At 69.2% G+C, this 19,332-nt stretch carries 19 protein-coding genes; 5 read left to right on the forward strand and 14 right to left on the reverse strand.

Translation table 11 applies throughout. From position 1 onward, the window contains the following. The first annotated feature begins 119 nt into the window (after positions 1-119). Positions 120-1,520 (forward strand): pyruvate kinase, encoded by a 1,401-nt coding sequence (gene pyk, locus D7X30_RS28695; protein ID WP_120566156.1) that lies wholly within the window; start codon positions 120-122, stop codon positions 1,518-1,520. Between the two features lie 33 nt (positions 1,521-1,553). On the opposite strand, the gene D7X30_RS28700 is transcribed toward pyk, so the two are convergent. The 9 genes from D7X30_RS28700 to D7X30_RS28740 form a co-directional block, all read right to left on the reverse strand. After that, positions 1,554-2,219: a hypothetical protein gene (locus D7X30_RS28700; RefSeq protein WP_120566157.1), complete on the reverse strand. Its 666-nt coding sequence runs from the start codon at positions 2,217-2,219 to the stop codon at positions 1,554-1,556. A gap of 20 nt (positions 2,220-2,239) precedes the next feature. Further along, positions 2,240-3,367, reverse strand: a complete 1,128-nt coding sequence (gene carA, locus D7X30_RS28705) for a glutamine-hydrolyzing carbamoyl-phosphate synthase small subunit (RefSeq protein WP_120566158.1) — start codon at positions 3,365-3,367, stop codon at positions 2,240-2,242. Continuing rightward, entirely contained in the window at positions 3,367-4,668 is a 1,302-nt protein-coding gene (locus D7X30_RS28710) for a dihydroorotase (protein WP_199724569.1), read from the reverse strand. Before D7X30_RS28710 ends, carA begins: the two co-directional genes overlap by 1 nt. Further along, positions 4,665-5,558 carry an aspartate carbamoyltransferase catalytic subunit gene (locus D7X30_RS28715; RefSeq protein ID WP_014397337.1) on the reverse strand — a complete coding sequence of 298 codons (894 nt, stop codon included), beginning with the start codon at positions 5,556-5,558 and terminating at the stop codon, positions 4,665-4,667. Before D7X30_RS28715 ends, D7X30_RS28710 begins: the two co-directional genes overlap by 4 nt. 76 nt (positions 5,559-5,634) lie before the next feature. Next, complete coding sequence (lepB, locus tag D7X30_RS28720) at positions 5,635-6,882, reverse strand: signal peptidase I (protein WP_120566159.1); 1,248 nt, start codon at positions 6,880-6,882, stop codon at positions 5,635-5,637. Between the two features lie 5 nt (positions 6,883-6,887). Beyond that, positions 6,888-8,699, reverse strand: a complete 1,812-nt coding sequence (gene lepA / locus D7X30_RS28725; protein ID WP_120566160.1) for a translation elongation factor 4 — start codon at positions 8,697-8,699, stop codon at positions 6,888-6,890. 180 nt (positions 8,700-8,879) lie between these two features. Continuing rightward, entirely contained in the window at positions 8,880-9,824 is a 945-nt protein-coding gene (locus D7X30_RS28730; protein WP_120566161.1) for an NAD-dependent epimerase/dehydratase family protein, read from the reverse strand. A gap of 70 nt (positions 9,825-9,894) precedes the next feature. Further along, positions 9,895-10,854 (reverse strand): UDP-glucuronic acid decarboxylase family protein, encoded by a 960-nt coding sequence (locus D7X30_RS28735; RefSeq protein WP_014397341.1) that lies wholly within the window; start codon positions 10,852-10,854, stop codon positions 9,895-9,897. A 24-nt stretch (positions 10,855-10,878) separates the two neighbouring features. Continuing rightward, positions 10,879-11,061: a ribbon-helix-helix domain-containing protein gene (locus D7X30_RS28740; RefSeq protein WP_014397342.1), complete on the reverse strand. Its 183-nt coding sequence runs from the start codon at positions 11,059-11,061 to the stop codon at positions 10,879-10,881. Between the two features lie 93 nt (positions 11,062-11,154). On the opposite strand from D7X30_RS28740, the gene D7X30_RS28745 reads away from it, so the two are divergent. After that, a complete protein-coding gene (locus D7X30_RS28745; protein ID WP_120566162.1) occupies positions 11,155-11,754 on the forward strand; it encodes a hypothetical protein in 600 nt (199 codons plus the stop codon). 57 nt (positions 11,755-11,811) lie between these two features. Here the strand turns inward: D7X30_RS28745 and D7X30_RS28750 are convergent, their stop codons facing one another. From D7X30_RS28750 to D7X30_RS28765, 4 genes are all read right to left on the reverse strand, one after another. Continuing rightward, on the reverse strand, positions 11,812-12,198 hold the full coding sequence (locus D7X30_RS28750; protein ID WP_223738386.1) for a cupin domain-containing protein: 387 nt from the start codon (positions 12,196-12,198) through the stop codon (positions 11,812-11,814). A 5-nt stretch (positions 12,199-12,203) separates the two neighbouring features. Beyond that, complete coding sequence (locus D7X30_RS28755; protein WP_120566163.1) at positions 12,204-13,127, reverse strand: SPOR domain-containing protein; 924 nt, start codon at positions 13,125-13,127, stop codon at positions 12,204-12,206. Between the two features lie 187 nt (positions 13,128-13,314). After that, positions 13,315-14,361: a tRNA 2-thiouridine(34) synthase MnmA gene (gene mnmA / locus D7X30_RS28760; protein ID WP_120566164.1), complete on the reverse strand. Its 1,047-nt coding sequence runs from the start codon at positions 14,359-14,361 to the stop codon at positions 13,315-13,317. Positions 14,362-14,454: 93 nt separating this feature from the next. Further along, positions 14,455-15,720, reverse strand: coding sequence for a CCA tRNA nucleotidyltransferase (locus tag D7X30_RS28765; RefSeq protein WP_120566165.1), 1,266 nt, complete (start codon positions 15,718-15,720; stop codon positions 14,455-14,457). A gap of 219 nt (positions 15,721-15,939) precedes the next feature. Here D7X30_RS28765 and D7X30_RS28770 point away from each other — a divergent pair, with 219 nt between their 5' ends. Beyond that, positions 15,940-16,329, forward strand: coding sequence for a hypothetical protein (locus D7X30_RS28770; protein WP_120566166.1), 390 nt, complete (start codon positions 15,940-15,942; stop codon positions 16,327-16,329). 71 nt (positions 16,330-16,400) lie between these two features. After that, positions 16,401-16,823: a DUF4326 domain-containing protein gene (locus tag D7X30_RS28775; protein ID WP_120566167.1), complete on the forward strand. Its 423-nt coding sequence runs from the start codon at positions 16,401-16,403 to the stop codon at positions 16,821-16,823. Here the strand turns inward: D7X30_RS28775 and D7X30_RS28780 are convergent, their stop codons facing one another. Further along, the gene (locus tag D7X30_RS28780; RefSeq protein ID WP_120566168.1) at positions 16,824-17,870 is read right to left on the reverse strand and encodes an alpha/beta hydrolase; all 1,047 of its coding nucleotides are present in this window, start codon (positions 17,868-17,870) and stop codon (positions 16,824-16,826) included. It abuts the gene before it with no gap. A gap of 136 nt (positions 17,871-18,006) precedes the next feature. Between D7X30_RS28780 and D7X30_RS28785 the strand changes: the two genes are divergently transcribed. Further along, on the forward strand, positions 18,007-19,332 hold the full coding sequence (locus tag D7X30_RS28785) for a glycoside hydrolase family 16 protein (protein ID WP_158619413.1): 1,326 nt from the start codon (positions 18,007-18,009) through the stop codon (positions 19,330-19,332).

Here is a 19,332-nt window from a genome sequence, read left to right on the forward strand (position 1 = left end):
CACGAATGGCGTGCGCTGGCTCGCGGTAACTTTCCGCCCAGCGCGTGAAGCGAAGAGTTAGTCCTTCGGGCGCAAGCCTGTCAAGACGCCCACCCCGTGGCGCTAGGATGGGCGGCCTTATGCGCAAGGCGAAGATCATCTGCACGCTGGGTCCGGCTTCGGACTCCAAGGAAGTCATCGAGGGGTTGGTGAAGGCGGGCATGAACGTGGCCCGGCTCAACTTCTCGCACGGGACGCACGACGAGCACCGCCAGCGCGTCCAGCGCATCCGCGCGGTGTCGAAGAAGCTGGGCGTGCCGGTGGCCATCCTCCAGGACGTGCAGGGCCCCAAGGTGCGCCTGGGGCGCTTCGAGGGCGGCCAGCTGATGGTGACGGCCGGCGACACGGTGACGGTGACGACGCGCGCGGTGCAGGGCCAGGGGAAGATCATCCCCACCCCGGTGCGCACGCTGCCCCGGGACGTGGAGAAGGGTCACGAGGTGCTCCTGGATGACGGCCGGGTGCGCCTGCGGGTGCTGAAGGTGAGCGGCCAGGACGTGTCCTGTCGCGTGGAGGTCGGCGGGCTGCTCAAGGACCACAAGGGGCTCAACCTGCCCGGCACGGCCATGTCGGTGCCCACGCTGACGGAGAAGGACAAGGTGGACCTGGCATTCGGCCAGGAGGTGGGCGTGGACTACGTGGCGCTGTCCTTCGTGCGCTCCGCCCAGGACGTGCGCCAGGCGCGGGCGCTGGTGGCGCAGCGCAAGACGCCGATCATCTCCAAGATTGAAAAGCCCCAGGCGGTGGAGAACCTGGACGCCATCGCCGCGGAGTCGGACGGGGTGATGGTGGCCCGCGGCGACTTGGGCGTGGAGATGCCGCTGGAGCAGCTGCCCGCCATCCAGAAGCGCACCGTGCGGGAGGTCAACCGCATGGGCGGCATCGTCATCGTCGCCACGGAGATGCTGGAGAGCATGGTGCTCAACGCCCGGCCCACGCGCGCGGAGGTGTCTGACGTGGCCAACGCCATCCTCGACGGCGCGGACGCGGTGATGCTCTCCGGCGAGACGGCCGCGGGCCGCTACCCCGTGGACTCGGTGGCCACCATGGCGCGCATCGTGGAGGAGACGGAGCGCACCGGCCTCATCACCCTGCCCCACTCCCCCTTCGAGCGCTCCGAGGACCTGGGCACCGGCGTCGCGGCGGCGGCGGTGGCCGCGTCCCGGCAGCTCAACATCGGGACCATCATCGCGTACACGGAGAGCGGCCACTCCGCGCGGCTCATCTCCGAGTTCCGCCCCGGCGCGCGCATCCTCGGCCTGACGCCCAACGCGGACACGGTGAACCGGATGGCGCTGTACTGGGGCGTGACGGGCCACCTGGTGAAGCGCGTCAGCACCACGGAGGCCATGCTCAAGCAGGTGCGCCGGCTCTGTCAGGAGCTGCGCTTCTGCGAACCCGGCGCGCCCTTCATCCTGGTGGCCGGCGTGCCGCTCAACGTGCCGGGCAACACCAACATGATGAGCATCCACCGCATCTGAAGCAGCACGCGGTGGAGGCTCGGGGCAGAAGGCCTACAGGACCTTCTGCTCGAAGTCGTAGATCTTCTCCACGGACAGCTGGCGGTAGCGCTCCACGTTGAGGGCCCGGCGGGCGCACTCCCACACCAGGTCCTTGGCGGGGCGCTCCGGCTCCTTCTTCTTGCGGCGCTTCACCTCGGCCTTGATGGCCTTGAGGGCCAGCGCCGGGTGGTAGCAGAAGGCGGAGGAGAACAGCAGGTGGCCGCCGAAGGGCACCAGGCGCGCCTCCAGCACGTCCCCCGTCTCCAGGCCCGCGATGTGGCGGCGCTCCGTCACGTCGAAGTCCTTGCCGGAGAAGAGCTCGCGCAGGCGCACCATGCCCTTGCCCAGCTTGCGCACCTCGAAGAGGCCGTGGACCGTCTCCGTGAAGCTGCGGAAGGCGTTGGCCTCCTCTGGCGCCGCGGACTGCAGGCGCTGCTCGTACAGCTCCGCGGCCGGCGTCTTGCCCGTGAGCGGCGAGACGCGGTCGTAGAGGTAGTAGTCCAGGAACGACGCCATCCGCAGCTCGAAGAGCTTGTCGTCCTCGAAGACTTCGCCGGTGAGGCGGAAGTACTCCGCCTTGGCCTCCAGCAGGTCCGGCTTGCGCGCCTCCGAGCTGCCGAAGGCGATGAGCTGGTCCAGGTACGGCTGGTACGACAACGGGGTCAGCGCGGTGTCCATGGCCGTTGCGAGCTTTCTTCCTACGAACCCGCCATCAGCGTCGCGAAGCGGCTGAACAGGTAGCGCGCGTCGTGAGGGCCGGGCGAAGCCTCGGGGTGGTACTGCACGCTGAAGGCCCGCGCGTCCGGAACGGCCAGGCCCTCCACCGTGCCGTCATTCAGGTTGATGTGCGTGACGACGGCCTTGCCCTTGAGGCTGGCGTCGTCCACCGCGAAGCCGTGGTTCTGCGCGGTGATCTCCACCTTGCCCGTGGTGAGGTCCTTCACGGGCTGGTTGCCGCCGCGGTGGCCGAACTTCATCTTGTACGTCCGGCCGCCCAGCGCCAGCGCCATGATCTGGTGCCCCAGGCAGATGCCGAACACCGGCACCTTGCCCAAGAGCGCCGCCACCGTGCGGTCCGCACCCTTCACCGCGGCCGGGTCGCCCGGGCCGTTGGCCAGGAAGACGCCGTGCGGCTTCTTCGCCAGCACCTGCTCCGCCGTGAAGTGGGACGGCACCACCGTCACGCGGCAGCCCACGTCCACCAGGTACTGGAGCATGGAGCGCTTGAGGCCGTAGTCGTACGCGACGACGTCGTACTTCAGCTCCGGCTCCGGGCGCTTGTCACCGGGGGCCAGGAACACGTCCGGCGACGGCGTGGTGAAGAGGTAGGGCTCCTTGCAGGACACGCCCGTGGCCAGGTCCAGGCCCTCCATGCCGGCGGCGGCACGCGCGCGCTCGGACAGGGCGCCAGCGGACACGTTCTCCGTGGAGATGATGCCCGTCTGCGCGCCGTGCGTGCGCAGGTGGCGCACCAGCCGGCGGGTGTCCACGCCCTCAATGCCCACGCGGCCGTGGCGCGCGAGGTACGCGTCCAGCGTCTCCTGCGAGCGCCAGTTGGAGGGCGTCTTCGTCAGCGAGCGCACCACCATGCCCACCGCATGCGGCAGGCCTGCTTCCTCGTCCGTCGCGTTCGCCCCGATGTTGCCCATCTCCGGGTACGCCATGGTGACGATCTGCCCCACGTACGAGGGATCCGTGAGGATCTCCTGGTAGCCGTACATGGACGTGTTGAAGACCACTTCGCCCACCGTCTCGCCGGAAGCGCCAAAGGCGCGTCCCTCGAACGTGGTGCCATCCGCCAGTGCGAGCACCGCCCGCTTCGTCATCACCGCGACTCCTTGAGCTGACCGTCCTCGAACACACACCGGCCGCCCACCCACGTCTGCGTCACGCGACCCTTCAGCGTGCGCCCGTGGAAGGGCGTGTTGCGACTGCGGGAATAGAACCGGTGGGCATCCACCGTCCACTCCTCCGAAGGGGACAAAAGCGTGATGTCCGCCGGGGCACCAGGCGCCAGGTGACCGCCCGGCAGGCCGAATACCCTCGCCGGCCCGTCCGACAGGAGCTCCACCGCCCGGCGCGGGGTGAGCACGCCCTCGTGCACCAGCGCCAGCGTGAGCCCCAGGGCCGTCTCCAGCCCGACGATGCCGTTGATGCCCTTCTCGAACTCCACCAGCTTGTCGGACACGCCGTGCGGCGCGTGGTCCGTGGCGATGGCGTCCACCGTGCCGTCCGCCAGCGCCTCGCGCAGCGCCTTCACGTCCACGTCACTCCGGAGCGGCGGCGCCATCTTCGCGTGGGTGTCGTAGTCCCCCACCGCCCGGTCATCCAGGGTGAAGTGGTGCGGCGCCACCTCGCAGGTGACGCGCAGGCCGCGCTGCTTCGCCTCGCGGATGAGCCGCACGCTGCCCTCGCAGGACACGTGCGCCACGTGCAGCCGCCCCTTCGTCTCCTCCAGGAGCACCAGGTCGCGCGCCACCATGGCCACCTCCGCGGAGGACGGAATGCCGCGCAGGCCCAGCCGCGTGGACGTGGCGCCCTCGTGCATGGCGCCGCCGGCGGACAGGGTGAGGTCCTCCTCGTGCACCATCACCGGCACGTCGAACTGGGTGGCGTACTGGAGCACCCGGCGCATCAGGCCCGCGTTCATCACCGGGCGGCCGTCGTCGGTGAGGGCCACGCAGCCGGCGCCAATCAGCTCGCCTGCTTCCGACAGCTCCTCGCCCTTGAGCCCCTTGGTGATGGCGCCGGCCGGGTACACGCGGCACAGGCCCGCGTCCCGAGCGCGCGACAGCACCAGCTCCGTGACGAGCGCGCTGTCGTTCACCACCTTGGTGTTGGGCATGGCGACCACGCCGGTGAAGCCGCCCGCCACCGCCGCGCGGCAGCCGGTGAGGACCGTCTCCTTGCCCTCTTCTCCCGGCTCGCGCAGGTGCACGTGCAGGTCGATGAAGCCCGGCACCAGCCACTTGTCGGTGGCGTCCACCACCCGCGCGTCCTTCGGCGCGGGCAGCGGGGCCTCCGACACCTGGGCCACCCGGCCGTCCGTCACGAGCACGTCACGAACGCCGTCCACGCCATTGCGCGGGTCGATGACGCGCGCCCGCTGGAAGAGCACCGTGGTCATGATGCGCACGCCTCCAGGATGGCCCGGCGCACCGCGACGCCGTTGGCTACCTGCTCCAGGATGACACTGCGAGGCCCGTCCGCCACCACCGGCGACAACTCCACGCCGCGGTTGATGGGGCCCGGGTGCAGCACGAGGGCGTCCGGCTTCATCCGCTCCGCGCGGGCGGGCGTGATACCGAACAGCCGCGAGTACTCCCGCTGGGACGGCAGGAAGGCTTCCGACATGCGCTCCGTCTGCAGCCTCAGGCACATCACCGCGTCCGCCTGGGGCAGCACGGCGTCCAGTTGGTGCGTCACCTCTCCGCCCATCTCCTCCAGCCCTGGCGGCAGGAGGGTGGGCGGTCCGCAGAGCACGACCCGGGCCCCCAGCGCCTTCAGGCACAAGAGATTGGAGCGCGCCACGCGGCTGTGCAGCACGTCGCCGACAATCAGCACCGTGCGCCCGTCCAGGCGGCCCCAGCGCTGGCGCAGGGTGAAGGCGTCCAGCAGGGCCTGGGACGGGTGCTCATGCGCGCCGTCGCCCGCGTTCACCACCGCGCACTTCACGTGCCGGGCCACGAGCCCCGGCGCGCCGGAGGAGCGGTGGCGGATGACGATGACCGCCGGCCCCATGGCTTCGATGTTGCGCGCGGTGTCCAGGAGCGTCTCCCCCTTGGACACGGAGGAGCCCGCGTAGCTCCAGTTGAGGACGTCCGCGCCCAGCTTCCGCGCGGCCACCTCGAAGGAGGAGCGCGTCCGGGTGGAGTCCTCGAAGAAGAGGTTCGCCACGACGCGGCCCCGCAGAACGTGCGAGGCATCCGGTCCGCCGGGCAGGTGTGCCTGGGCGCGGTCGAGCAGCGCTTCCAGCTCGTCCCGCCGCCAGCCTGCGATTCCGAGAAGATGTCTCATGGGCCGGGGCCGCCGCGTACCGCGCGCCGCACGTTGCGTCAAGCACGGCGCGTGGTGGCTGTCCGGCCAGCGTCCGTCAGCGCACCGGTTCGAAGAAGCGGTCGACCCGCAGGCCCGTGCCGCCAAACAGGTTGCCCAGCAGGCCGCCCCAACCGAGCGACAGCCAGACGACCATGGCCTTGCCCTTGATGTGGCCGTACGGCACGTAGGCGACCTCGGCGCCGCCCGGGCCGCCCAGGTTGTAGCGGCTGTCCGCGCTGTTGTCCCGGTTGTCGCCCATCACGAAGACGCTGTTGGCGGGCACCGTGTAGGGGCCCTCGTGCTCGCGGCCCGGCAGGCGCATGGGGTGCTGGAGCGACGAGTGCACCACGTCGCCCAGGGTCTCCCGGTAGAGCACCTCTTCCTGGTCGAACCAGCGGCCCGTCAGGTCGTCCTGGTTGTGCACCACGTAGTCCGGCGTCACCAGCGTGCGCGGCTGCGGCTCGCCGTTGATGCGCACCACCCCGTCGACGATCTCCACCGTGTCGCCGGGGATGCCGATGACGCGCTTGATGAAGTCCTTGGACTCGTCCACCGGGTTGTTGAAGACGATGACGTCCCCGCGCTTCGGCTCGCGCACGATGCGGAACGGGACGAAGTTCGTGTACGGGATGCGCACCCCGTAGATGAACTTGTTGACGAAGACCTGATCGCCAATCTGCAGCGTGGGCAGCATGGAGCCGGACGGGATGCGGTACGGCTCGATCAGCACCGTGCGGATGACCACCGCGATGAGCAGCGCCTTGCCGAAGCCGCCCAGGAAGTCCCACACGGACTGCTTGCGGTACGCGCCCAGGTGCTCCTGGGTGAGCTTCTCCAGCGCCTGCGTCTCCGTGCGCAGCAACTCCGCGTTGCCCGCCACGGACGCGGACTCCACGCGCAGGGCCTGCTCGGTGATGCGCTCGCCCACGGCCGGGGACACCTTCGTCCCCAGGCGCGCGAGGATGCGCTCGTCCTCGGAGATGAGCTCGTGCGCCTCGTGGCGCAGCGTGCGCAGCAGCGATTCCTTCCGGGAGGCGTTGCGCCACACCAGCAGCCCGAAGAAGGCCAGCACCATCAGCAGGCCGAAGCCCTTCATCAGGGGCTGGGCCCAGGACGCGGTGCCGGGCGCCATCTCGATCAGCGTGACGTACGGGATGAACGCCAGGCCCACACCGCACAGCGGGGCCCAGAGGCTGGTGAGCAGCTCGCGCCACATCAGCTGGCGGCGGGCCTTGAGCTGCTCCGGAGTGCGGCGCGCGGCCATGGCCGCTCCCAGCTTCATGGAAGGACTGGCCGTGCTCATAGGGCTTACTGCTCCGTCTTGAGGACCGCGAGGAAGGCTTCCTGCGGAATCTCCACCGTGCCCACCTGCTTCATGCGCTTCTTGCCCTCCTTCTGCTTCTCCAGGAGCTTGCGCTTGCGGCTGATGTCGCCGCCGTAGCACTTGGCAAGGACGTTCTTGCGCATGGCGGAGATCGTCTCGCGGGAGATGATCTTCGCGCCGATGGCGGCCTGGATGGCCACCTCGTACATCTGCTTGGGAATCACTTCCTTGAGCTTCTCGCAGACCTCGCGGCCGCGCAGGTACGCGCGCTCGCGGTGCACGATGACGGAGAGCGCGTCCACCGGCTCCCCGTTGATGAGGATGTCCAGCTTCGCCAGGTCCGCTTCCGCGTAGGAGGACAGCTCGTAGTCCAGGCTCGCGTAGCCGCGCGACACGCTCTTGAGCCGGTCGAAGAAGTCGAAGACGACTTCCGCCATCGGCATCTCATACGTCACCTGCACGCGGGTGCCGCTGGAGCCCAGGTACTTCATGTCCTTCTGCACGCCACGCCGGTCCTGGCACAGCTTCAGGATGGCGCCCAGGTGCTCGTTGGGCACGTGGATGTGACAGGTGAGGATGGGCTCCTCGAACTTGGTGATGTTCTGCGTCGGCGGCAGCTTCGCCGGGTTGTCCACCAGGAGCACTTCATCCTTGGTGGTGGTGATGCGGTAGACCACCGACGGGGCCGTCGTGATCAGGTTGAGGTTGTACTCGCGCTCCAGGCGCTCCTGGACGATCTCCATGTGGAGCAGGCCCAGGTAGCCGCAGCGGAAGCCGAACCCCAGCGCCGTGGACGACTCCGGCTCGTAGGTGAAGGCGGAGTCGTTGAGCGTGAGCTTCGCCAGCGCGTCGCGCAGGTTCTCGTAGTCGGACGAGTCCACCGGGAAGATGCCGGAGAACACCATCGGCTTGACTTCCTTGAAGCCCGGGAAGGGCTGCTCGGTGGGCCGCGCCTCCTCCGTCACGGTGTCGCCGACCTTCGCGTCCTGCAGCTCCTTCACGTTGGCGACGAGGACACCCACCTCGCCCGCCATGAGCTGCGTCACCGGGCGCGAGAACGGGCTGAACACGCCCAGCTCCTGCACCTCGAAGACCTTGTTGTTGCTGAACATCTTGATCTTCTGCTTCAGCTTCAGCGTGCCTTCCAGCACGCGCACCAGCGTCACCACGCCCCGGTAGTTGTCGTACCAGGAGTCGAAGATGAGCGCCTTGAGCGGCGCGGACGGCGAACCCGTGGGCGGCGGCACGCGCTGCACCACCGACTCCAGGATGTCGTGGATGCCGATGCCCTCCTTCGCGGAGGCCGGCACCGCGACGGACGCGTCGATGCCGATGACGTCCTCAATCTCCCCGCGCGTGCGGTCCACGTCCGCGCTGGGCAGGTCGATCTTGTTGATGACCGGGATGATCTCCAGCTCGTGTTCCAACGCCATGTAGACGTTGGCGAGCGTCTGCGCCTCCACGCCCTGCGTCGCGTCCACGACGAGCAGCGCGCCCTCGCACGCGGCGAGGCTGCGGCTCACCTCGTAGGCGAAGTCCACGTGTCCCGGCGTGTCGATGAGGTTGAGGACGTAGTTCTGGCCGTCCTTGGCGGTGTACGTCATCCGCACGGACTGGGCCTTGATGGTGATGCCCCGCTCTCGCTCGATGTCCATGTTGTCGAGGAACTGGGCCTGCGCCTCACGCTTCGTCAGCGTGCCTGTCTTCTCCAGGAGGCGGTCGGCCAGCGTCGACTTTCCATGGTCGATGTGGGCGATGATGCAAAAATTGCGGATGTGCGCGTTTTCAGCCGGCATGGTCAGGGCGCTCGTCGGTCGCGAAGCGGGCGTAGGTAACACCGAACCGCCTGAAAATCCACGACCGGCGCACACCTGCCCGCCGGGCACTCCACCCGCCTGACGCCCGGCATTACCTCGATGCGCCCCCCCCGGCATGCAGCCCGGGGGGACTCGAGCGGCGCGCAGGCGGCCCGCCCCTCAGCCCCGGGCGCGGACAGGCCCCGCGGCCTGGTCGCGGAAGAACTGGATCGTGTGGCGCAGGCCCTCCGCCAGCTGCACGGACGGCTCCCAGCCCAGCACCTTCTTCGCGTGTGCCGCGTCGATGCACGAGCGCAGCTGCTCGCCCGGCTTGCCCGGCGCGTGCGCGGCCTTCAGCGAGCTGCCGCCGGCCTCCGCGATGAGCTCGTAGAGCCGGTTGATGTCCGTCTCCACGCCGGTGCCGATGTTCGCGGCGCCCACGTAGTCGCTCTGGAAGGCCAGGTAGTTGGCGCGGGCCACGTCCGGACCGAAGACGAAGTCACGCGTCTGCTTGCCCTCGCCGAAGATGGTGCAGCCCTGCCCCGCGATGACGCGCTGGCTGAAGATGGCCACCACGCCCGCCTCGCCGTGCGGGTTCTGCCGGGGGCCGTACACGTTGGCGTACCGCAGGGCGACGTACGGCAGGCCGTACTGCGCCCGGTAGTAGCCCAGGTACAGCTCGCCCGCCGCCTTGGAGACGCCGTAGGGCGACACCGGCCGCTGGGGGTGGTCTTCACGGGCGGGGAAGTAATCCTGCTCGCCGTAGATGGCGCCGCCGGTGGAGCTGAAGATGACCTTCTTCACGCCGGACTGGCGCGCGGCCTCCAGCAGGTTCGTCATGCCGCGGATGTTCACGTCCGCGTCGAAGCCGGGGTCCTCCACGCTGCGGCGCACGTCCATCTGGGCGGCCAGGTGACAGAGCACCTGGGGCTTCTCCGTGCGGATGAGCTCCGCGGCTTCCGGGCTCCGGATGTCGTGCACGGCCAGCCGCACGCGCGGATCCAGGTTCTCCTTCTTGCCGCTCGACAGGTTGTCCAGCGCGATGACCTCATGGCCATTGCGCAGGAACTCATCGCACACGTGCGAGCCGATGAAGCCCGCGCCGCCCGTTACCAGGACTTTCACGCCGTTCTCCCCAGGCCCGGCCGCCACGGGCCCGGGCCGTCTACCTCGCGTTCACTCGCGCGCGGCCAACCTAAGTCCCAGAGGGGCGAGCGGCAACCTCACGGAAGTAGGCGATGGTGTCCCGCAAACCATCCTCCAGCTTCACCTTGGGCTCCCACCCCAGCAGCGTGCGCGCGCGGGTGATGTCCGGCTGACGCTGCTTCGGATCATCCTTGGGCAGCGGGTGGTAGACGATCTGCCTACCCCCACCGGCCGCCTCGCGCACGGCCTCCGCGAACTGCTTGATGGTCATCTCGCGCGGGTTGCCGATGTTCACCGGGCCCCGGACGTCCGACAGCACCAGCCGCACCAGGCCGTCCACCAGGTCCTTCACGTAGCAGAACGAGCGCGTCTGGCTGCCGTCCCCGAAGACGCTGAAGTCCTCGCCCTTGAGCGCCTGGCCCACGAAGGCGGGCACCACGCGGCCGTCGTTGAGGCGCATGCGCGGGCCGTAGGTGTTGAAGATGCGCACGATGCGGACGTTCACGCCCCGGCTGCGCTCGTACGCGGCGCTGATGGCCTCCGAGTAGCGCTTGGCCTCGTCGTACACCGAGCGCGGGCCAATGGGATTCACGTTGCCCCAGTAATCCTCCTTCTGGGGGTGCACCAGCGGATCGCCGTACACTTCCGACGTGGAGGCCATGAGGAACACGGCCTTCTTCTTCTCCGCCAGCTTCAGCGCGTTCTCCGTGCCGATGGAGCCCACGCGCAGCGTTTCGATGGGGAGGTTCGCGTAGTCGATGGGCGACGCGGGCGAGGCCAGGTTGAGGACGAAGTCCACCGGCCCGTCCACCTCCAGCCCCTCGGTGATGTCCTGGTTCACGAACTGGAAGCCCGCGCGCGGCTTGAGCGTGCGGACGTTCGCTTCGTTCCCGGTGATGAGGTTGTCCACCGCGAGGACGGACTCCGCGCCGTCATCCAGCAGCCGCTCACACAGGTGCGAGCCCACGAATCCGGCCCCACCCAGCACCACCGCCCGCTTGCCACGCATGCTCGTCACGTCACGCCTCGTTCTTCAGGAGAGTTCGTCGAAGGTTGCCTGGCCCGGCAGCTGCGCTTTGTACTTCTCCAGCACCAGGTCGATGCCCTGCCGGATGTATTCGGCCACGGGCACCTTCGTCTTCTGGTTCAGCGCCTTGAGCAGTTCGTTCTGCTCCGGAGTGATGTAGATGGTGGTGCTGACTTTCTTTCGGGCCATGGCGATACGTGAAAATATATGGAATGACGTGGCCTGCGAAAGCACGGAAGTGAAGCGGCGCGAACATGGCGCCCCACCTGCTCGGGAGGCACCTTGGCTTCTAGCAACCGTTTGATTTTCCTGGGCTTCCTGGTTGCGGGCGCGCTCACGGGCTGCGCCTCCCAGAAGGCCGCGGAGGCCCCTGACGCAGCGCGCAAGCGTCCCGAGGCGGAGGGCGTCCGGGGGAAACAGGACCCGGGGGAGACGGTCACGGAGCTGGACGCCAACGGCGATGGCCGCACGGACGTCTGGGAGTACCGGCTCAAGGACGCGCTGGTGCGCAAGGAGCTGGACCTGAACTGGGACGGCCGCGTGGACGTCACCCAGTACCTGGATCCGCAGGGCGCGAAGGTCCGCGAGGTGATGGACCTGGACTACGACGGCAAGGTGGACGCCACGTACCACTACGCCGAGGGCAAGCGCACGAAGGGCGAGCGCGACCTGAACGGCGACGGCCGCGCGGACTCGTGGCTGTACTACGAGAACGACACGCTCGTGCGGAAGGAGCGCGACGCGAACCACGACGGCCGGGTGGACTACTGGGAGTACTGGGAGAACGGCCAGGTGGATCGCATTGGCGAGGACCTGGACGGCGACGGCACCGTGGACCAGTGGACCCGCAATCCGAACGCGGCGGCGAAGTCCAAGGAGTGACGTCGAAGGCCCGGCCGGCGCACCGTGACGGCGCGCCAGCGGGCTTCACCGCGGGGACTACGGGGCGCTGGTGCCCGTGCGCCCGTAGGAGTCCTCCAGGCGCACCACGTCATTCAGCTCGGGGGTGCTGACCTCGAGGATGTCGCAGTCGGTGATGGCGACCATGCGGTGCTTGGTCAGCGGCTTGATGTGGTAGCTCTCACCGGGGTTCATCTCCTTCTCGATGAGGCCCTGGCCCTCGTCCACGACGAAGAGGAGCTTGCCGCTCTGGACGTGGATGGTCTCGTCCTTCACGTTGTGGAACTGGAGGCTCAGCTTGTGGCCGGCCTTCACGTGCAGGAGCTTGCCCACGTAGCGCTCCGTGTGGGCCCAGATGAGCTCGTGGCCCCAGGGCTTCTCCACCCGCTTCGTCGTCGTCATTTGCTTCGTCTCTTCCTTGCCCAGCAGCGCTAGTTCGTGCCGGCCACGTACGCGTCGAGCTGGGTCTCGCGCTTGAAGTCCGTCAGGTACCGACCCGCGGCTTCCTTGCTGGCGAAGCTGCCCATCCGGACGCGGTACCAGGTGCCCTTTCCAGGCACCTCCGCCGCCAGGATATAGGGGGCATAGCCCTTGTCGCGCAACCGCGCGGCGAAACGGTCGGCGTCCTGGCGGCTCTGGAAGGCGGAGAGCTGGAGCGTGAACGCCCCACCCTTCACGGCCTCCGACGGACGCGGCGGCTCCGCGGGCAGCGCCTGGGCCCGGGCGATGGCCTCCTTCATGCCCCCGTCACGCGCGGCGGTGCGGGTGGCGACCGGCGTCTCCTCCACCTTTCCCTTCACCGGCTCCACGACCTTGGCGGGCTCCGGCTTCGCGGCGGCGACCTTGGCGGGCTCCGCGGGCTTGGGCTCCGGCTTCACGAGCGGCTTGCCGTTGGCGATGGCGTCCTCCTCGGCGGCGTCCATCGCGGGCAGCTCGCCCGTGTCGGGGTCCGGCGTGGGGGCCAGGGCGGGCTTCGCGGCGACCTTGGGGGCCTCCGCGGGCTTGGGCTCCGGCTTCACTTCGGGCTTCGCGGCGACCTTGGGGGCCTCCGGCTTCGCGGCGGGCTTGGGCAGCGGCGGCAGGGGCTCCGAGCCCGTCTTGCGGGTGAGCTCGTCCGGGAAGGTGAGCGGCGGCTCCTGGCGCGCGTCGTTGAGGACCTGCGCGTTGGCGTCCAGCGCGGAGAGCAGGTCCGGGGCTTCGGCCGTCTGCGCGTCGCTGGAGAGCTTCTTGCCCACCACCACGCCCAGCACGAACACGGCGCCCATCACGACGATGCCGGCGATCAACAGGCTGACGATCTGCCGGTTGTCCAGCGAGACGTCGAACTTCTCCTTCATCCGATGGGCGTCACGCATGGCGGGGCAGACCTCGATCGCGCGCTCACGGCCCGTGTAACGGCCTGTAGCGACAGCGTGCGCGCAAGCTACGCCCCACCCCCAGGCGGGTCAAATTCGCGGAGGCAGCGGGAAACAGCGGCGCGCGCGAGGCCGGAAGTCCGGCCCCGGCTGCATCAAGGGACGACGCAGGACGCGCCGGGTGGGCTCAGACGATCCACCCGCCGCCGAGCACGCGATCCCGATCGTAGACGACCGCGGCCTGCCCCGGCGTGACGGCGCGCGCGGGCTCGTCGAGCTTCACGGACACCAGCCCGTGCTGCGAGATGTGGATCCGCCCCGGGGCGCCCGCGTGGCGGTGACGGATGCGGACCTCCACGGCCTGTTCGGGCGGAGGCGGACCGTCCACCCAGTGCGGCTGGAGCAGGCCGAACTGCGCGCGGCCGGTGCCCTCCGCGGGGCCCACGACGACGCGGTTCGTCTCCGGCTCCAGGCGCTGCACGTAGCGCACTTCGCCACCGCCCAGGTTGAGCCCCTTGCGCTGCCCCACGGTGAAGCGGTGGATGCCGTTGTGCGTGCCCAGCACCTTGCCCTCCGGATCCACGACCTCACCGGACGGCTGGGGGCCGGCGACCTTCTCCACGAACCCGGCGTAGTCACCGTCGGGCACGAAGCAGATCTCCATGCTCTCCGGCTTGTGGGTGGTGGGCAGGTTGTGGCGCTCGGCGACGGCGCGCACCTCCGGCTTGGTGAGGTGGCCCACGGGGAAGAGCACGTCCTTCAGCTCCTCCTGGCCCAGGGTGAAGAGGAAGTAGCTCTGGTCCTTGGCGGCGTCCACGGCGCGGCGCAGGTGGAAGCGGCCGTCCACCTCCTCCACCTGGGCGTAGTGGCCCGTGGCGAGCCGGGCGCCCAGGGCGCGCGCGCGCTTGAGGAGGAAGTTGAACTTCACGTCGCGGTTGCAGCTCACGCACGGGATGGGCGTCTTGCCGCCCAGGTACGACTGGACGAACGGATTGACGACCCGGTCCTGGAAGATCTCCTCGGCGTTGGCCACGTAGAACGGGATGCCCAGCGTCTGGGCCACCGCGCGCGCGTCGTCGATGTCGTCCGGACTGCAGCAGCTGCCGCACTTCGCGGCGCCCTCGTAGGACCAGACGCGCAGGGTGATGCCGATGACCTCGTGGCCCTGCTCCTTGAGCAGGGCGGCGGCGGCCGAGGAATCCACCCCACCGCTCATGGCAACGACGACTCGCATGGGGCTCCTTCCTACACGCCCCCGGGCCGGGACGCACGGCCGGATGGTGCTCCAGGCCCCCTTCCCTGCCCTCCGGCCGGGAGGAGGCCCCCTTCAGGAACCGCGCGCCGCCCAGGCCGTGAGCCGGGAGCGCAGCTCGTCGGCGGTGTTGAGCGAGGGGTCGTCGAGCACGGATTCGACAAGGTACCGGGTCGCCTCGCCCACCTTCGGCGAGGGGCCGATGCCCAGCGTCTTCATGATGTCGCCCCCGGTGAGCGCCAGCTCCTTCGCGGACAGCGGAGGCTTCGCGGCGGCCAGCGCCTCCAGCCGCGCGGCCAGCGCCTCCACCGCGGGCAGCCGCTCCGGGGCCCGGACCTGGACGCGGGCCTTCGCCACGAAGAGGAGCGCGGGCAGGTTCGAAAGGCCCACGCGGGCGAGCAGCCGGCGCAGCGCGGGGTCCGCGTCGTCCACGCGTGTCTCCAGCTTCGAGTGCTCGACGAGCAGGCCGATGAGGTCCGCGGACTTGTTGGGGAACTTCAAACGCAGACACAGCTCGCGGGCCTGCGTCGCGGTGTCGATGTCCGCGAGCAGCGTGGCCATGCGCAGGTCCGCGTCCAGCGGCGCGGCCTGCACGGCGGCGCGGGCCAGCCGGGCGCCTTCCGCGTCCGCGTGGGCCACCTCCGGCAGGAAGACCTCCATCAGCCCCGTGTCCGCCAACAGGTGCAGCCCCAGCTCAGCGCGGGGCGACAGGAGCAGCTTGAGCAGCTCCTCGCGCACGCGCTCCAGCGCGACCTTGCGGAACACGGCCAGGGTCGCGGGGATGGCGTCACGGGTGTCGGGGTCCAGCGTGAAGCCCAGCACGGCGGCGAAGCGCACGGCGCGCAGGGGGCGCAGGCCGTCCTCGGAGAAGCGCTCCTGCGCGGAGCCCACGCAGCGGATCAGCTTCGCGGGCAGGTCCACCTGTCCGCCGAACGGATCCACCAGCTCGCGGTCGAGCGGGTTGTACGCCATGGCGTTGATGGTGAAGTCGCGCCGCGACAGGTCCTTCACGATGTCGCGCTCGAAGGACACGGAGCTGGGGCGCCGGCCATCCAGATAGTCCCCTTCCGAACGGAACGTCGTCACCTCCACGTGGTTGCCGCCGGTGACGACCGTGACGGTGCCGTGCTGGATGCCCGTGGGGATGACCTTGCGGAAGGCGCGCTGGACCTCTTCCGGCAGCGCGCTGGTGGCCACGTCGAAGTCCTTCGGGTGGACCTTGCGCACCATGTCCCGCACGCAGCCGCCCACCAGATAGGTGGGGTGGCCCAGCTCGCGCAGGCGGGTGATGACTTCGAGCACGGGCTTCGGAACGTCGGCGTCGTGGAGGTTGGCGATCATGTCCGCGAGGGTGGGAGGAGGCGGGCCCGTACGTTGCCGTCTTCCGGCGGGCCTTGCCACTGCGATGGCCCTCGCGAAGACCGGCATACGACAAATGACGTATACGTGGGCAAATGAAAGTCTTCAGGAAACTCCAGCCCACATACCCCGACAATCATTTCAACGCATCACCTACCGCGGGCACGGTCCAACGGGCCGCCGCCCCCAGCGAGGAAAGCCATGTTCAAGGTCACCAGCAACCACACGTTCAAGAACCCCTCCCGCCTGCAAATTGATCAGACGACGCAGGGCAAGAAGAGCGACTACAGCCACGCGGTCAGCGGCGTGAACCAGATGCTCGACAAGGGCAACTTCGGCATCTCCGACCGCTCCAAGAGCAGCGTCATCAACAACGTCATCCAGGTGGAGAAGGGCCAGCGCAGCGAGGTCAACGCGCACCAGCGCGAGGCGCTGAACTTCGGCCGCGACGCCTTCGTGAGCATCAGCAAGGGCCAGTTCAAGCAGGGCGCGGTGGAGGCCCTCGGCTCCGGGCTCAACGCCGCGGCCTCGGGGTTCAAGTCCACGTACACGCCGACGCCGCACGAGAAGCAGGGCATCGACCCCTGGTGACCCCTGCCTGCTGACGGGCCGGGCATCACGCACGGCGACTGGCGGGTGCGTCTGTTAACGATGCACCCGCCATGTCCGAATCCCGAACCACCGCGGTGCACGTCCACGACGCCTGTGAGGTGTACGTGGGCCGCGCCTTCCGCGCCTGGGCGAAGCCCGGGCCGCTCAACCCCGTGCCCGGCCGCTTCGGCAACCCGTTCAAGCCCGGGGGCGTGAAGACCTGGAAGGCGATGATCCGCACGTACTTCGAGCCGTGGCTGGCGAAGCTGCCCGCGGACGAAGCCGAGCGGATCCGCGACGAGGCCCAGCGGCGCATGGCGCCCGGCCCGGACGCGTTCGAATCTTTCCGCTGGTACCTGGAGCTGCGCACGAAGCACGACGCGGATTTCCTGCGCGACGTGCGGACGTTGCGAGGCAAGCGGCTGGGCTGCTGGTGCAAGCCGGGCCCGTGCCACGCGGACGTGTTGGCTACGTGGCTGGACGCGGGCCAATAGTCAGTGACGCGCGCTCTCCCGCTCGCGGACCTGCGCGGACTGGGACGCGAGCGTCGCTTCCACCTGCCTCCGTGTGCCCAGGGCTTCCGACAGCGTCAGGCAGGCCTGGGCGATGGCATTGCGCGCGGCGAGTGAGTCCGCCAGCGGATCCAGCATCACGAAGTCATGGATCATCCCCTCGTACTGGAGGGCCAGCACGGGGACGCCCGCGTCCACGAGCCTGCGCGCGTAGGCCTGGCCTTCGTCGCGGAGCACGTCGCATTCGCCGTTGAGGATCAGCGCGGGCGGCAGGCCTCGCAGCTGCGCGTCGGTCGCGCGCAGGGGGCTGACCGTGGGCTCCGTGCGGAGGGAGGAGTCTGGGGCGTAGTTGTCCCAGAACCACTGCATGCCGCTCCGGGTGAGGAAGTAGCCGTCCGCGTAGCGCGCGTAGGAACCCGTATCGAACCGGGCATCCGTGACGGGATAGAACAGCACCTGCTGCAGGATGCGCGGACCGCCGCGCTCCTTCGCCAGCAGCGTGAGCGCCGCCGCCAGATTGCCACCCGCGCTGTCCCCCGCCACGGCGATCCGCTGTCCATCCAGATCCGCTTCGCCGCCGTTCTTCGCGACCCACTGGAGCGCGGCGTAGGCCTGTTCGAGCTGAGCGGGGTACTGCCCTTCCGGAGCGGGCGTGTAGTTGATGAACACGACCGCGCACCGGGAGCCCACGGCCAGATCACGGATCAACCGGTCATGCGTGTCTTTATCGCCCAACACCCAGCCGCCGCCGTGGAGGTAGAGCACCACCGGGAGCTTCTCCGACGCGTCCGCGGGCCGCACGATGCGGACGGAGACCTGGCCGTCTGGGCCCACCGGAAGGGAGCGGTCCTCGATGCGGGCCGGCTTCCGCGCGCTCTTTCCCGCCTGCACGCTTCGGAGCACGCCACGCGCCTCCGCGGGAGGCAGGGTTTCGAGCGCGGGCCCGCCCGCTTTCTTCAACTGCTCCAGGAAGGCGCGGGCGTAGGGATCCAAGCCGGAGTCGGAAGGCTGCTTCGTGTCGGTGGGCATGGCGTCTCTCCTCCTGGGCCGAGGATGGCCACGCACGGCAGGAGTGGGAGACGCAGGCACACGGTGGGCTTGTCCGATGCGTCGCGTCTGGTATTTACAGCTATACAGCTATTTCCAGCTTTTCACGGAGAGTGTCATGAGTGAGTCCGCTGTGCTTCGCAGGCCGCGCTTCCGCACTGCCCTGGCGCTGTTGCTGGCCCTCCCCCTGGCCTCCTCGTGCAGCCCGGAGCAAGGGACCGACACGCCGGTCCAGAGCGAGGCGCCCCTGGCGTCCGTCATCACCAACACGTCCTTCGAGACGAACACCAGCGGCTGGTCCAGTTGGCAGGGAACGCTGACGCGAGAGGCGCGCACCGGAGCGCCGGACGGGCAATACGTCGCGCGCGTCACCGTCAGCGGCGCGGCGACGCTCTACTCGCTGGACGGCGCGCAGAGCGGCATTCCGAACGCGCCGCAAGGGCAGGCGTATACGGCGACGGCCTATGTCGCCGCGGGCAACAGCGGCACGGTGGGCAAGCCCGTCAGCCTCATCCTCCGGGAGAAGAACGCCTCTGGCACGACGTACAAGCTCTTCACGGCGGACGCGACACTGACGACCAACTTCCAGCGGCTCACGGTCAGCGGCACCGTGGAGCGCGTCGGAGACACGGTGGATGTCTATGTCCTCCAGAACCAGGCGGCGTCCGGCAACGCCATCCTCGTGGATGCCATCACGCTGGAGACGGCGGGAGGCGGCGGCTCGAATCCGTCGGGTGAGCCGATGCCGGTGGGCGACCTCACGGGCTGGCGGCAGGTGTTCACCGACGACTTCACGACCCAGGTGCCCGTGGGCCAGTTCCCCGCGGCGGTGTCGTCGAAGTGGGGCGTGTACCCGGACGGCTGGAAGGACACGAGCAAGAACGGGACGTATTCGCCGTCGAAGGTCGTCAGCATCCAGAACGGCGTGTTGAACAAGTACCTGCACACCGAGAACGGCGTGCACAGGGTCGCTGCGCTGGTACCGAAGATTCCTGGAGCAAACACAGCGGGCGGACTGCCCGCGGGACGCTACGCGATACGCTTCCGGGCGGACGCGGTGCCCGGCTACAAGGTCGCGTGGTTGCTCTGGCCGGACAGTGAGGTGTGGCCGCGCGATGGGGAGATCGACTTCCCGGAGGGCGACCTGAACGGCACCATCTCCGGGTTCATGCACCGGCAGAACGGGACGTCGGGCGGGGATCAGGACGCGGCGTCCTCGAGCGCGCGGTTCACGTCCTGGCACACGGCCATCATCGAATGGACCCCGGGCCGTTGCCGCTTCATCCTCGATGGCACGGTCATCCTGGACAAGACCAGCCGGGTGCCGAACACGACCATGCACTGGGTCATCCAGACGGAGACCGACCTGAGCGGCACGCCGCCGAGCAACAGCGCCGCGGGCAACGTGCAGATCGACTGGGTCGCGGTCTGGGGGCCGAAGTAG

This window comes from Corallococcus sp. AB011P (assembly GCF_003611605.1).
Taxonomy (GTDB): domain Bacteria; phylum Myxococcota; class Myxococcia; order Myxococcales; family Myxococcaceae; genus Corallococcus; species Corallococcus coralloides.